16 protein-coding genes are annotated in these 12,691 nt (G+C 44.9%); 8 read left to right on the top strand and 8 right to left on the bottom strand.

Features of this window, described 5'->3' with window-relative positions:
* Window positions 1-233 precede the first annotated feature (233 nt).
* Complete coding sequence (locus RCO25_RS18830) at window positions 234-416, bottom strand: YjzC family protein (RefSeq protein ID WP_308997703.1); 183 nt, start codon at window positions 414-416, stop codon at window positions 234-236.
* A 249-nt stretch (window positions 417-665) separates the two neighbouring features.
* Here RCO25_RS18830 and rpsF point away from each other — a divergent pair, with 249 nt between their 5' ends.
* From rpsF to RCO25_RS18810, 4 genes are all read left to right on the top strand, one after another.
* Window positions 666-950 carry a 30S ribosomal protein S6 gene (gene rpsF / locus RCO25_RS18825; RefSeq protein WP_053373427.1) on the top strand — a complete coding sequence of 95 codons (285 nt, stop codon included), beginning with the start codon at window positions 666-668 and terminating at the stop codon, window positions 948-950.
* A gap of 36 nt (window positions 951-986) precedes the next feature.
* A complete protein-coding gene (ssb, locus tag RCO25_RS18820; protein ID WP_308997673.1) occupies window positions 987-1,508 on the top strand; it encodes a single-stranded DNA-binding protein in 522 nt (173 codons plus the stop codon).
* Between the two features lie 111 nt (window positions 1,509-1,619).
* Window positions 1,620-1,904 carry a 30S ribosomal protein S18 gene (gene rpsR / locus RCO25_RS18815; RefSeq protein WP_053373429.1) on the top strand — a complete coding sequence of 95 codons (285 nt, stop codon included), beginning with the start codon at window positions 1,620-1,622 and terminating at the stop codon, window positions 1,902-1,904.
* Window positions 1,905-2,036: 132 nt separating this feature from the next.
* Window positions 2,037-3,167 (top strand): cation:proton antiporter, encoded by a 1,131-nt coding sequence (locus RCO25_RS18810; RefSeq protein ID WP_308997672.1) that lies wholly within the window; start codon window positions 2,037-2,039, stop codon window positions 3,165-3,167.
* Between the two features lie 66 nt (window positions 3,168-3,233).
* Here the strand turns inward: RCO25_RS18810 and RCO25_RS18805 are convergent, their stop codons facing one another.
* From RCO25_RS18805 to RCO25_RS18790, 4 genes are all read right to left on the bottom strand, one after another.
* Window positions 3,234-4,040 carry a DUF4247 domain-containing protein gene (locus tag RCO25_RS18805; RefSeq protein ID WP_308997671.1) on the bottom strand — a complete coding sequence of 269 codons (807 nt, stop codon included), beginning with the start codon at window positions 4,038-4,040 and terminating at the stop codon, window positions 3,234-3,236.
* Window positions 4,041-4,049: 9 nt separating this feature from the next.
* A complete protein-coding gene (locus RCO25_RS18800; RefSeq protein WP_308997670.1) occupies window positions 4,050-4,556 on the bottom strand; it encodes a DUF4178 domain-containing protein in 507 nt (168 codons plus the stop codon).
* 21 nt (window positions 4,557-4,577) lie between these two features.
* Window positions 4,578-4,979 (bottom strand): DUF350 domain-containing protein, encoded by a 402-nt coding sequence (locus tag RCO25_RS18795; RefSeq protein WP_308997669.1) that lies wholly within the window; start codon window positions 4,977-4,979, stop codon window positions 4,578-4,580.
* A gap of 118 nt (window positions 4,980-5,097) precedes the next feature.
* Window positions 5,098-5,766, bottom strand: coding sequence for a PspA/IM30 family protein (locus RCO25_RS18790; RefSeq protein ID WP_308997668.1), 669 nt, complete (start codon window positions 5,764-5,766; stop codon window positions 5,098-5,100).
* Window positions 5,767-5,929: 163 nt separating this feature from the next.
* Between RCO25_RS18790 and RCO25_RS18785 the strand changes: the two genes are divergently transcribed.
* Complete coding sequence (locus RCO25_RS18785; RefSeq protein WP_308997667.1) at window positions 5,930-7,087, top strand: AI-2E family transporter; 1,158 nt, start codon at window positions 5,930-5,932, stop codon at window positions 7,085-7,087.
* Window positions 7,088-7,090: 3 nt separating this feature from the next.
* Here RCO25_RS18785 and RCO25_RS18780 read toward each other — a convergent pair whose 3' ends face one another.
* The 3 genes from RCO25_RS18780 to RCO25_RS18770 all read right to left on the bottom strand — a co-directional run bounded on the left by RCO25_RS18780 (window position 7,091) and on the right by RCO25_RS18770 (window position 9,693).
* Window positions 7,091-7,555: a CBO0543 family protein gene (locus RCO25_RS18780; RefSeq protein WP_308997666.1), complete on the bottom strand. Its 465-nt coding sequence runs from the start codon at window positions 7,553-7,555 to the stop codon at window positions 7,091-7,093.
* Window positions 7,556-7,659: 104 nt separating this feature from the next.
* A complete protein-coding gene (locus RCO25_RS18775) occupies window positions 7,660-8,979 on the bottom strand; it encodes a hemolysin family protein (RefSeq protein ID WP_308997665.1) in 1,320 nt (439 codons plus the stop codon).
* Between the two features lie 357 nt (window positions 8,980-9,336).
* Window positions 9,337-9,693: a DUF4870 domain-containing protein gene (locus tag RCO25_RS18770; protein WP_308997664.1), complete on the bottom strand. Its 357-nt coding sequence runs from the start codon at window positions 9,691-9,693 to the stop codon at window positions 9,337-9,339.
* Window positions 9,694-10,000: 307 nt separating this feature from the next.
* Here RCO25_RS18770 and RCO25_RS18765 point away from each other — a divergent pair, with 307 nt between their 5' ends.
* From RCO25_RS18765 to RCO25_RS18755, 3 genes are all read left to right on the top strand, one after another.
* A complete protein-coding gene (locus RCO25_RS18765; protein WP_308997663.1) occupies window positions 10,001-11,050 on the top strand; it encodes an LCP family protein in 1,050 nt (349 codons plus the stop codon).
* 81 nt (window positions 11,051-11,131) lie between these two features.
* The gene (locus tag RCO25_RS18760) at window positions 11,132-11,557 is read left to right on the top strand and encodes a CBS domain-containing protein (RefSeq protein ID WP_308997662.1); all 426 of its coding nucleotides are present in this window, start codon (window positions 11,132-11,134) and stop codon (window positions 11,555-11,557) included.
* Window positions 11,558-11,779: 222 nt separating this feature from the next.
* Complete coding sequence (locus RCO25_RS18755) at window positions 11,780-12,685, top strand: DUF2232 domain-containing protein (protein WP_374992132.1); 906 nt, start codon at window positions 11,780-11,782, stop codon at window positions 12,683-12,685.
* Window positions 12,686-12,691 lie beyond the last annotated feature (6 nt).

The following is a 12,691-nucleotide window of genomic DNA, read 5'->3' as shown; positions in this document are numbered from 1 at the left end:
TCGAATGCGCATGTGTTACAGACATGTGTCTTTGGCACAACCCTCCGCTTCTATCCTGTGTGAACGAAATCCTCTTGAGGCTGTACTCGTTGCGAAACGAATGCTGATCCGTCAGAAGACGGGGCCGGTCGTTTACGCATGCCAAAATGGTTCAACGGAACCACACCTCTCTTACACCGTCGATAATTAGAATGACCAAGGAAGCCCTTCACCATTCATTAAAACAGAAAAAACTAATGCCCCATACGCTTCCATTTGCGTTCATGGTTGCTTGTTTCCGGAAAGCGTTCTCCCTTGTTAAGCCTAACTTTTTTCGGATTTTGAATGCCCATGTGAAATGAATTCACTCCATCCTCGATATAAGTGCCATCGTTCGGAGCTCTGTCTCCCGGCGAAAAGATTGTACCTTCACCCATCATGATCATCCTCCAGCATAATTTTGGCGCGTTATAGAGAAGCACGCTTCATCTGTCCGCTGGGGTAGTATTTGCAGTAAGGATGATTTGCATAAGTAGCAGATATCGGCTAAAAAGCGTATTTGAGCAAGATCTCTGTTATTTTTGCTTGTCATAGGCGTGTAGATTTGATATAGTATTGAGATGCGAGCAGAAGCTCGTTCCTTGCTCCATTTATGGGGCCGTTAGTCCAAGAGGAGGTGAAACAATATGCGCAAATATGAAGTAATGTACATCGTTCGTCCAGACGTTGAGCAAGAAGCCTTGCAAGCGATCGTTGACAAATTCCATGGCATTATCTCCAACGGCGGAGAGGTCACAAAGCAAGATGTGAGCGGAAAACGTCGTCTTGCGTATGAGATCAATAAGCTTCGTGATGGGTACTTTGTACTGGTACATTTCAACGCAACGACTGAAGTTGTGAATGAACTTGACCGCATCATGAAGATTACGGATGAAGTTATCCGTTCGTTGATCGTCAGAGACGTCGCTTAATCCACGCTGGATTGTTCGATTGGGAGGTCAGAAACGATGTTGAATCGTGTTATACTAATTGGTAGATTGACGAGAGACCCAGAGCTTCGCTATACGCCTGCAGGTGTTGCGGTTACACAGTTTACGTTAGCAGTAGATCGTCCGTTTACGAGCGGCGGTCAAGGCGAGCGTGAAGCGGATTTTATTCCGGTTGTAACATGGCGTCAACTGGCCGAGACTTGCGCCAACTACTTGCGTAAAGGCCGCTTAACGGCGGTTGAAGGACGCATTCAAGTGCGGAATTACGAGAACAACGAAGGCAAACGCGTCTACGTAACGGAAGTTATCGCTGATAACGTTCGGTTTTTGGAATCCAATAAAGACGGCGGCGGCTCGCGCGAAGAAGGCGGAAGCAGCTACAGCGGCGGTACAAGCAGCGGCGGCGGATCTTACGGCGGCAACGCTTCCCAAAGCGGCGGTAACCGGCCATCTGGCAATAACTCACGTAACGACAGCCGTGATCCTTTCCAGGATGACGGACGCCCGATTGATATATCAGAGGATGATTTGCCCTTTTGATATCGAAGGAGCTTCTACTTCGTGTATCAATGGAACGGTTATGCGGCCTTTATTGAAACATAGAGCAGCTGCGTAATTGTAAAATTTTCAACGATAAGGAGGATACCTATCATGGCTTTCAAGCAAAGAGATAACGGCGGCGACGAGCGTCCAGAACGTAAGTTCAGCGGACGTAAAGGCGGACGCAACAAACGCCGTAAAGTGTGTTTCTTCACTGTAAACAAAATCACTAAAATTGACTATAAAGATGTAGATTTGCTGAAAAAGTTTATCAGCGAGCGCGGCAAAATCTTGCCACGTCGTGTGACTGGTACAAGCGCGAAATACCAACGCTTGCTTACAATCGCAGTTAAACGTTCACGTCAAATCGCATTGCTTCCTTACACGACTGAATAGGTCGATAAGTGAATATGTACAAAACGGAGGAGCCTGTCACCAAGGGCTCTTTTTGTTTTATTTAGGGGCCTGTATGTATACAGGCCTTTTTTTGTTGCATGCTAATTCAATCGATATGGGAGGCGTACGTGTATGCAGTTTATATTTTATCTTGCTCTTATTATCGCAGCTACAAAGGCGGCAGGGCATTTGTCAGTACGATTAGGGCAGCCTGCAGTGCTTGGAAAGCTGCTCGCGGGGATTATCCTTGGGCCAGCCTTGCTCGGATGGGTACATCCTGATGATTTCATTGGTCATTTTGCAGAAATAGGCGTTCTTTTACTCATGTTCATAGCGGGTTTGGAAACGGATTTGGAACAGCTTCGAAAAAATTGGAAAGCATCATTTGCCGTTGCGATAGGCGGAATAATTCTTCCGTTTATTGGAGGGTATGCCATAGCCGCTGCTCTCGACATGTCAAATACAGAGGCATTATTTCTTGGATTGCTGCTATGTGCGACATCGGTCAGCATATCGGTTCAAACGCTGAAGGAAATGAACCAGCTTAATTCCAGGGAAGGAACGACGATCCTAGGGGCAGCGGTTGTAGACGACGTCGTAGTCGTCGTACTATTAGCTGTGATGATGAGCTTGCTTGGCGCTTCGGACGATGTATCAATACCGGCTTTAATTGGAAAAAAGGTCGTGTTCTTTATCATTATCGTAGTCATTTCCATTTGGGTCATTCCATTCTTTATGAAGCAGTTTGCTCGGTTTAGAATAACGGAAGCGGCTATGAGCGGTGCACTAATCGCCTGTTTCGCGTTTTCTTATTTTGCTGAGAAAATGGGGGTAGCCGGTATTATTGGCGCCTTTGCAGCGGGAATTGCCATTTCGCAAACCTCGTTTAAGCATGATGTGGAATCGAAGGTGGAGCCGATCGCCTATACGTTATTCGTGCCTGTTTTTTTCGTAAGCATCGGTTTAAATATTACATTCGTCGGAGTAGGCAATCAGCTCGTCTTTATTCTGCTGTTATCCCTTGTTGCGGTTCTGACGAAGCTGTTAGGCGGAGCCTTAGGTGCAAGATTGACAGGTTTCAATAATCACTCATCTATTGCAATTGGCGCTGGAATGGTATCAAGGGGTGAGGTTGCCCTTATTATTGCGGCATCAGGTTTGGAGTCGGGGTTACTGCTTCCGCAGTATTTTACGGCAGTGGTCATCGTGGTGATCTTGACGACGCTTGTCACGCCGCCAATGCTGAAATGGTTATTTAAATAGAAGAGCAGTATCCTATTTGGGATACTGCTCTTCCTTTGATTGCAATGGGGTGGTGAAGGGTCTTGTTTAACGCCTCCGCGTTATTCTGCTTTTTCCGGTCTTCACGGAAGGTTTTGATATACGCGGCTTTGTGTACACTTTATTTGATTTGCTTGATTTATTGGTTTCCCTTACAATTTTCCCCTTTGAGGAAGGCTTGGAAGTGATTGTATTTTTATCGGCATTCGTTGTCGTTGTTGATCCGACATTGGATTTGCTACCTGTTTGCGTTCCTGAACTTGCTGCCGCTGACGAAGCGGATGCGTTGGCATCCTTGGATCTTTTAAACACCGAGCCGGTTCGATTCACCGTAACGGGAGGTGCCAGCTTCTTATCTTCTACCGTAGGGGTTCGGTATGAGGTATTTGGCTTATATTTGTCCTTGGTTGTATATCCGCGATATTTGCCTTTGCCGTACTTGCCGTGGTCGAACAAGTCGTCAAGAACACTGGCAATGAGATAACCTTGGAGAAAGCTTGAACTGTAATTTTGACGTACATATTCGGTTGAGTTAATCTCGATGAGTGTGTCTGCCGGATCGTCAGGAGCTTGATCCAGTTGAATGACTTCATCCGAATAAACGAGAAACATCCGTTCCGTACTCACATCGCTCTGCTGCTCGGGCGTACGTTGATCGATGAAATTTTTAGCGACATCAGGAACAGAGATATTATCGGCACGATACACATAAGAGGTTTCGTTGCCGGAGCCGTTGACCGATTGTAAAGGATATTGATCCTTCACGCTATCCGAAACGGTGCAAGCTGTGAGAAGAGGGATGATAAAGCTCAGTAGAAGCAGGTACTTAATCGATTGATGCCACCATTTATTCATCCTATCCTCCTATCCGCCCCGCAGCACGCGTACATCGGCAGGCAGAACGCTTTCTCCTTCATAAAGCATGAAGCGTCCGTCTTGCCATTCGATACGAAGTAACCTCATATCATCTGATTGATATTGCCAGACATGCTGTTCGCCTCCCTGCATGTAAGGCGTTTTGCCGCTAGCCAAAATAATGCCGGAGAATTGCTCCTCCATGTGATAATTACGGTCATCTAGCTCCAAAATGGTTGGTACCTCATCAATGGAATCCAGCCGGCCGTCAATGGGATCATAGAGTGCAAATACCGTTTTTTCCCGTTCCTCTACAGTCAGGTAGCGGATGGTTATGCCGTCTTGCAGCGTAAGCACGATCGCATTGCGGGATCGGTTATGTGTTCGGCCTGTTACGTTATAAGTAATTAAGGAAACCTCGCACACATCGCCAGGAGACAGCGTCATAATGCTTTTCTCAGCAATGGGCGCTTCAACGGGAGTTAGCAGGTTTTTGATCCTTTTGAACAAGCTCATCTTATATGCTCCTTCATTTCATTAGATAGACCCGATGATTAGTGCGCCAGCAATATGCAGCGATCCGGCAAATAATGCGTATCCGATCTTGCCTTCATGTATCCCTTGCTCAAGCTTCATTCCGCTTATAGCAATGACAACCTTCTCCACGATCCACTCCAATACGAGCAAGAGGACAAAAGAGACGAGGGAGATGACAAGAGCTTCCCACATTTCACTGGATTTGCTGATGGATTGGGACAAAATGTACGCTTGAGCAAATAGCTTAAGCACAAAGCGAGTCGTTACGGCTGTATTCCCGTTTTTAATTTCTTGCAAATCGTTGTACTTCGTAAACCGGGAGTCCAGAAACATAATGATGACGAGTAAAAGGGCACCTGCGCCTGTCCAAACCGGAATACGGATAAGATCAATCCATGACATCGACAATTCCTCCAAGGTTTCTAATTTATAAAAATGACCGCTTTTTGTTAAAACCGGGGAGTCCGATTCCTAACACCAGCGGTCATACTATACAATATTTCCTAGTTTATTGGAAGAATTATTGTTTTTCGTACTGCTTCATCAGCGCGGCTAGCTCATCTTCGACTGCTTTGTCCTTGCCGAGCTTCTCAAATTCATCATCAAGCGATTTGCCTTTAGCGTTAATCTCATTACTTGCTTCGGCTTGAGCTTCCATTTGCAGCATTTTTTCCTCCATGCGTTTCATGCCAGCTGCAGCAGAATCGGTGCCAAAGCCCGACATCGCTTTATTGATTTCCGTTTGAGCCTTGGCCGCATTATAACGAGCCACGAGTGTTTCACGCTTGTTCTTCAGATCGGTAAGCTGTTTACGCATTTCATCAAGCTTGCCGCGCAAATTGTCTGCCAGCATTTTATTTTGGTCAAAGCTGGCTTTGTATTCAGCAGCCTTTTGTTCAGCGGATTTCTTTTCTTCCAGCGCGCGGCGCGCAAGATCGATATTTTGGGACTGTGCCGCAAGATGCGCTTGCTCACCACGCTTCTCTACAAGCTGTGCTTGCTCTTCATACAGCTGCTTGAACTTCTTCTCGATAGCAATTTGCGCGGCAACGGCTTTCTCTGCATCTGCAAGATCCTCTTGCATATCGCGAATATATTGATCGGTTAGTTTTATTGGATCCTCTGCTTTCTCGATTAGAGAGTAAACATTCGATAAAGTAAGGTCACGCAGTCTTTTAAATATAGACACTTGAATCCCTCCTAGGATGGTTGATCACATAAATAATGATACGCCAAATAAAGGGAATAAGTTGCAAGTAATAATCGGCCATCGTGTGATTCGCGTTTTTATTTGCAGTAATGCTACAATGAATCAAATTGATTACCTTTCGGAGAAGAAAGAGGGCATCACGATGGAAAATACCAAATCTGGAACAGAGCGGTTCAAACGATTTATTTTGAATAACAAATTCGTATTGTTTCTGCTCGTACTGCTGCTCGTTGGGCTCAATATCATGGTGCTGACGAAAATATCCTATATTTTCACGCCGGTTACGGTGCTTCTAAAAACCTTGCTGCTGCCTGTCATCTTAGCGGGAATCGCGTATTATCTCTTGAACCCCATTGTCGATTACTTGGATCGAAAGCATGTGAAACGAGTTTACTCCATAATATTGCTCTTTCTGGTGGGAGCAGGACTTATTACGATCTTGTTGGTCGCGGTAATCCCGTTTCTGAACGAGCAAGCGGTAAGCTTCGTTAATAATTTTCCTAGATACGGAGATCAATTGCAGCAAAACTTTGAGGATTTTATGGACAGCGCCGGTTTTATGCAAATTCAAGAATGGTTCAATATGAATCCGGCTGAGCTGTCTGGCAATATAACGGAGCAGGCGACTTCGCTGCTGAATGGGACATTGTCGAGCTTGGGCTCGTTTGTAGGGGCGCTTAAGGAGATTATATTAGCCATCGTAACGCTTCCGTTCATTCTTTTCTATCTGCTCAAGGATGGAAAGCAGCTGCCGCAAACGATTGTGGGGTTTCTACCGAATAAGCTGCAGCCGCAAACCAAACGGATCATGTCCGAAATGAATGGTCAAATCAGCAGTTATATTAGAGGGCAAATTATTGTGAGCTTCTGTATAGGCATGCTGTTGTACATAGGCTATTTGGTTATCGGACTTGAGTACTCTTTGGTGCTCGCCCTAGTTGCGGCCTGCACGAGTGTCATTCCATACCTAGGACCTGCAATAGCGATTACGCCTGCATTGGTTGTGGCGTTAGTTACTTCTCCTGTTATGCTGCTGAAAATGGTTGTCATCTGGACGATTGTTCAGCTTATTGAAGGGAAGTTCATTTCACCGCAGATTATGGGCAAAAGCTTGCAGATCCATCCGATCACGATTATTTTTGTTATTTTAACGGCGGGCAATTTGTTTGGGCTCGCAGGGATTGTGCTTGCTGTGCCGGGCTACGCGGTTTTAAAGGTTATCGTTATCCATTCGTATGAGTGGTTCAGAAGCCATTCATCGCTCTACCAAGAGGAGAAGAGGGACGAACAGCCTTTATAAACCTTATACAATTCGGGATCGCTCCAGCAGCTTAAAGTACAGGTATACGATGCTAAAAGCGAGTAAGTAAGACAGGAAGGTAAAGCCTACATTCCAGCCGTTGCCGTAGGTTACTTTACCAACGAGTATGCCTATATATTCTAGCAGCGTTGTACACAAAACAAACAAAAGCAAAACAAGCGCTGTTTTATTCCGGTGGGCTTGAATCGTCCAAATCAGGTAGCTGCCGAGTACGGGATAAAGGCCGACATCAAGCGGTAAAGCTGAAACGGATTCGTCATTGGGTATAAGCGGCGTGAAATCCCAGAACATCATTTGGAAGCCAAAAGAGTTGATGACTAAGGAAACGACTGCGCCAATGGGAGAAATGAGCAGTAAGGTTTTCGGTTTTTTCACAGCAATGGGAATGGCGGCAAGCCAAGGAATAATGAAACCACAAATGAGATTAATTACCATTTCATAATGCATCTCAAATTCCTTTCTTGTACATTTTTTTATTAAGGTGCCCCATAAACGACTTTGCATACCCATAAAAAAACAAGGCAGATGCCGTTGTGGCAACTGCCTTGTTTTTAGCTGACTTCCGGTTTCAGCAGATTCGTGGGCGGAGCTATCGTCAGCTCCACCTTATTAATCCGGTGCTTGCTTACTTCTCGGATGGTAAAGGTTAAATGATGGAATCCGAATTGTTTCCCGGGCTTTGGCTCTTCCATTTCACTGTACAGCCAGCCGCCGATCGTATCTACTTCTTCATGCGCGAGCTCCGTACCGATCAGGTCACCAAGCTCAGTCAGCGATACTTTGCCGTCGAGAAGATAAGACGTTTCAGACAGCATCTCAATGTCTTTACGCTCATCAGCATCAAATTCATCCCTAATGTCTCCGACAATTTCCTCTAATATATCCTCAATCGTCACTAGTCCGGATGTACCGCCGTACTCATCGACTACAATCGCAAAATGGACGCGCTCTTGCTGCATTCGTGTCAGAAGCGTTTTTACGGGCAGAACCTCAGCAACAGACATCACAGGCTGGATTAACGTTTGCATATCGATATCTTTATCCACATGATATTGCAAAAATAATTGTTTCGTATTGATCATGCCTACAATATTGTCTTTACTGTCACCTGCAACGGGGAAGCGGGTATACTGTTCTCGGCGAATAATTTCCATGTTTTGCTGCAGCGTGTTGTTCTTATATAAGACGGCCATATCCGTACGCGGGACCATGATTTCCTTTGCCAAAATTTCGTCAAATGCAAAAATCCGGTTTACGTAGCCATACTCGGTATTGTTGATTTTACCACTCTCGAGGCTGTCGCTTAAAATAATTTGAATTTCTTCTTCGCTGTGGGCATTCTCATGCTCCTTTGCCGGTTTCAAGCCAAACAGGCGGACTAAAGCATTAGCAGAACCGTTTAGAAGCCATATAAACGGGTACATGACTTTGTAGAAGAAAATGATCGGTTTAACGACAGCAAAGCTGACGAATTCGGCTTTCTGAATCGCAATACTCTTTGGCGCAAGCTCACCGATAACTACATGGAGAAAGGTTACACCGATGAAGGCAATGAGAAACGATAATATATGACTGATATCGCTGTTCAGCTGCCATTGATCGAAGAGCGGGAGAAGAAGCTTTTCCACTGTTGGCTCTCCCAGCCATCCGAGGCCGAGCGCCGTAATCGTAATACCAAGCTGACAGGCGGATAGATAACCATCTAAATTACTGACTACACGTTGAACGGCAAGCGCATTTTTCTTTCCTTCAACGACTAATTGATCGACTCGGCTGGTCCGAAGCTTAATAATGGCAAATTCCGTAGCAACGAAAAAAGCAGTCAGCACAATTAGTAAAGCAAATAATAATAGATTAAGTCCTATACCCATATGAAATCGTCACAATCCTTCTTATTTTTATTTTATTCATTTAATAATACGAACATTCTGTTGATTCATCAAACAGCTAGATTAAGGAATAAAAGTGTTGTATGGCCGATTACCTCCATATTGAGCGTTCAGCAGTTGGATATTAGCCTATATCTCCAGATTACGAGGCATTATGATTATGTATATGACAAGTTCTTTTGAACTTATTGTGAGAACAAAAAAAGAACGGCATAAGGCCGTCCATTTTTTGGAATATAAGAAAGTATAAATTTTAACCTTATACCATGCTTATATTTCACCGCAAATGAGCTTTTGCCGCCAAGGACAGCGTCAGCCGTTTACGCTTGGGCAGCAAGATTAAAACTTATTGGCTTGCTGCTCGGACCAGTCGCCGATAACGGGAAGCTTGTTCAGCTTGCCTTGCAGCGTCAACAGCATAAGGCCGATCCACAAGATGAAGCCGATCGGCGCAAGCAGCAATCCCAGCAGCCAGCCGATAACAGGGATAAAGCCGAATAAGATATTAAGGACGATGAGTGCAACAGAAACAACAATCGACTGAACAGCATGCAGTCTGACAAAGCGACTATTCTTCTCGATTACAAGAAATATAATGCCAGTTATGAAGCCTCCCAAGTAACATAACAAGCCTGCTACTTTTGGATCAAGACCGGTGGAGGAGCTGTCCGGTTTTAAGGATGGAGGTAGATTCAAACGTTTCACCCTTTCTATGCTTACATATTCTTGCAATGATTGTATTCGTCATTTGCTATTCATAGACCTTTTTATTTATATATAAGAATTTATATGTTTTCACATATAAATGTGCTTATATATCTCCGCGAAACGACTGCTTTTGCCACAGAGGACGGCGGCAGCCGTTTACGCTTGTATAAAATAATATCCAGAATTGGTATGAATACATTGTAAAAGATTTGTAACCTGTTTCGACAAATTATCGTCTAAAATAAGAATGCATATTTATAAAAGATTCGTTTCAGATAGGAGAAGTTATCATATTATGAATAAACGCAGATGGTTGTACGCGGCATCCGCCGCCGTCGTTATCCTTGTCGTTGCAGGTTTTTTTAATCGAAGTGCCTTGGCTATGCTGGGCTTTGATTGGTTCCTTGAGGGTCATGTAACAAAGCAGCTGGAGCAAACCTATAAACCGATAGATGGACGGGAGCCTATTCCGGTTAGTACAATAGATAAGAATCAGGATCCATTTTCCGTGCTTTTGCTTGGCGTTGATCAACGCGGCAAGGAGATTGGACGCTCCGATACCATGATTTATACGGTCGTTCGTCCGAATGACGGAGAGCTTCTTATGGTTTCGATTCCTAGAGACATGTATGTGGACATTGTCGGGAAAGACAAAAAGGATAAAATTACGCATGCTTACGCATTCGGCGGAGCAGGAATGGCTATGGATACCGTTGAAGAGTTTCTAGATGCTCCAATTCAATATTACGCTTCTATTAATTTCGAAGGGTTCCGACAAGCGATCGATACGCTTGGAGGAATATCGCTGCCCATTGAAGAGGACATGGTCAATGATGACCCTGACCATGAGAAATTCGTCATTAAAGCGGGTCAAGACAATTATAATGGTCAAGATACCCTAAACTACGTGCGTTACCGCGAGGATGCAGGCGGAGATATTAATCGTACTGAGAGACATCAAATCTTCTTGAATCTTCTGATGGATAAAGCGAAGCAAATGAATCAATGGTCAAAAGTACCTGAGCTTATGAATATTATGGGTGATAACTTTAGTACGGATATGCGTCCGCAGCAGCTTGTCGACTTAGGCCAAGGCTTGCTGCAGGCAAAAGAACGCCATATTTACAGCCACTCGCTGCTTGGCAACGGGCATCGCCTGAAAAGCGGGGGCGCTTGGTATTATTTTGCTGATGAAGATGATTTGGCGAAGGTACAGACGATGATTAAGAGTTGGTTAAATGCAGACACGCCTGCTTCCAGCCTTATATTGCCGGATAAGTACACAGTGAACAAGGTGAAAGAGGTAGGCACGCTTACAAGCAGCGAGGAAACCTCCAAGCAGTAATTGAACTGCTTGCTCCGATCCGTCTGCTGCCTTCGACCATAAGTAATGGAATGAGCAAACGGAACGGAGTTGTTGGTGAAAATGAATATCGCGTTTTTTTTATTGCCGAAGCAAGAGGTTGTTTGCCTCACACAGGATGCGACCTTAAGACAGACGCTGGAGAAAATGGAGTACCACCGCTATACGGCAGTGCCTATTATTAATGATGACGGCGGTTATGCAGGCACCGTTACAGAAGGCGATTTATTATGGTATGTCAAGGATCATGCCGATCTGACGCTGGATCAGACCAATAAGGTGAGGCTCATCGATGTGCCGCTTCGTATGAACAATAAGACCGTCCGGATCGATGCCAATATGGATGATCTCATCTCGCTGGCGAAGGTGCAAAATTTCGTGCCCGTCGTTGATGACCGGAACCGGTTTATCGGAATCGTGCGCAGAAGTGAAATTATCGACTACTGCCAGAAAATTATTATGGACCAGCATAATATTTTGCAGGATTAATAAGAAATATTAAGTATTCGGTACGTCAGCAGGTACTATTTTCAAATCGCCCAGGGCAAACTAAAAAGAACAGAGACGGAATGGAGTGACGGTTCCGTCTTTTTGTTTTTTTGGGAAGTGCAGTCGCAGGCGGGAATGTACGTGATATGTTTAGCTTTTATGCTATAATGAGTTGTAAAAGTTTCGTAAGAAACCAGATTATATGAGCAAGAGGTGAACGGTTTGAGAACCGGCTTGAAACCAGTGCTGTGGAGCTGTGCGGCACTCCTTTTATTATTGTCCCTTCTAGTACCGCTCTTAAATGTCATTACCATGCTGCTGCTTATGGTGCCTTATGTCGTGCTCTATACGACCCTGTCGCCAAAGGCGTTTGTACTGCATCTGCTTCCGGTATGGGTGCTGGCATTCATTATCGGTGGACCGGCCACGCTTATTATCGGGTTATTTTTTCTCATACCGTCTATCGTGATGGGTCACTTGTATATGAAGCAAGCACCCGCCTCAAAGGTTATTCGAACGGTTGGCGTTGTCGTTCTCGCGCAATTGATGCTTGAGCTGCTCATATTCGAGGTGTTCTTGGATATTTCACTCATTAAAGAGCTGAGCTCATTCGTTCGCGTTTCCGTAGAGGATCTCATGTCACAGAGCTACCTTCCAACAGAATGGGATTCAGAGCTGACGGATATCGTGATCCATACGATGGTGAACTCTATTCCGATCACCTTCATTATGATTTCACTCATGATCACCGTTGTTGGGCAGTTTGTGGCCCGCAGGGCGGTAAAGTGGAGCGGTGGACCGGATGTGCCAAGGTTTACACGTGCAAGAGAGTGGCGTTTGCCGCGTTTGCTGGTCGTATTGTACTTGATTTCTTACATCATGGAGATGTTCTCGTCAACGACAAATGATTCTTTTTTTGCTGTCGCATTGCTTAACCTGGTTCCGTTGCTTAGTTTTGTTTTTGCGTTTCAGGCTGTCGGATTTTTCTTTTTCCTTGCCCATCAGCGAGGATGGAATAAAGCGGTACCGGTTCTTATTGCGATTCCGGTGTTATTGATCCCGCCGTTAAGTTTAATTGGCGTGCTGGATACTGCTTTTCCAATCCGCAAGTCGTTTACGAAACCATAGCACAGG

This window comes from Paenibacillus sp. LHD-38 (genome assembly GCF_031157315.1).
Classification (GTDB): Bacteria; Bacillota; Bacilli; order Paenibacillales; family Paenibacillaceae; genus Pristimantibacillus.
This window is presented reverse-complemented; position numbering and strand designations above follow the sequence as displayed.

Coding starts and splice junctions, on each gene's coding strand:
- RCO25_RS18830 (WP_308997703.1), bottom strand. CDS start 416: ATGGGTGAAGGTACAATCTTTTCGCCGGGAGACAGAGCTCCGAACGAT.
- rpsF (WP_053373427.1), top strand. CDS start 666: ATGCGCAAATATGAAGTAATGTACATCGTTCGTCCAGACGTTGAGCAA.
- ssb (WP_308997673.1), top strand. CDS start 987: ATGTTGAATCGTGTTATACTAATTGGTAGATTGACGAGAGACCCAGAG.
- rpsR (WP_053373429.1), top strand. CDS start 1,620: ATGGCTTTCAAGCAAAGAGATAACGGCGGCGACGAGCGTCCAGAACGT.
- RCO25_RS18810 (WP_308997672.1), top strand. CDS start 2,037: ATGCAGTTTATATTTTATCTTGCTCTTATTATCGCAGCTACAAAGGCG.
- RCO25_RS18805 (WP_308997671.1), bottom strand. CDS start 4,040: ATGAATAAATGGTGGCATCAATCGATTAAGTACCTGCTTCTACTGAGC.
- RCO25_RS18800 (WP_308997670.1), bottom strand. CDS start 4,556: ATGAGCTTGTTCAAAAGGATCAAAAACCTGCTAACTCCCGTTGAAGCG.
- RCO25_RS18795 (WP_308997669.1), bottom strand. CDS start 4,979: ATGTCATGGATTGATCTTATCCGTATTCCGGTTTGGACAGGCGCAGGT.
- RCO25_RS18785 (WP_308997667.1), top strand. CDS start 5,930: ATGGAAAATACCAAATCTGGAACAGAGCGGTTCAAACGATTTATTTTG.
- RCO25_RS18780 (WP_308997666.1), bottom strand. CDS start 7,555: ATGCATTATGAAATGGTAATTAATCTCATTTGTGGTTTCATTATTCCT.
- RCO25_RS18775 (WP_308997665.1), bottom strand. CDS start 8,979: ATGGGTATAGGACTTAATCTATTATTATTTGCTTTACTAATTGTGCTG.
- RCO25_RS18765 (WP_308997663.1), top strand. CDS start 10,001: ATGAATAAACGCAGATGGTTGTACGCGGCATCCGCCGCCGTCGTTATC.
- RCO25_RS18760 (WP_308997662.1), top strand. CDS start 11,132: ATGAATATCGCGTTTTTTTTATTGCCGAAGCAAGAGGTTGTTTGCCTC.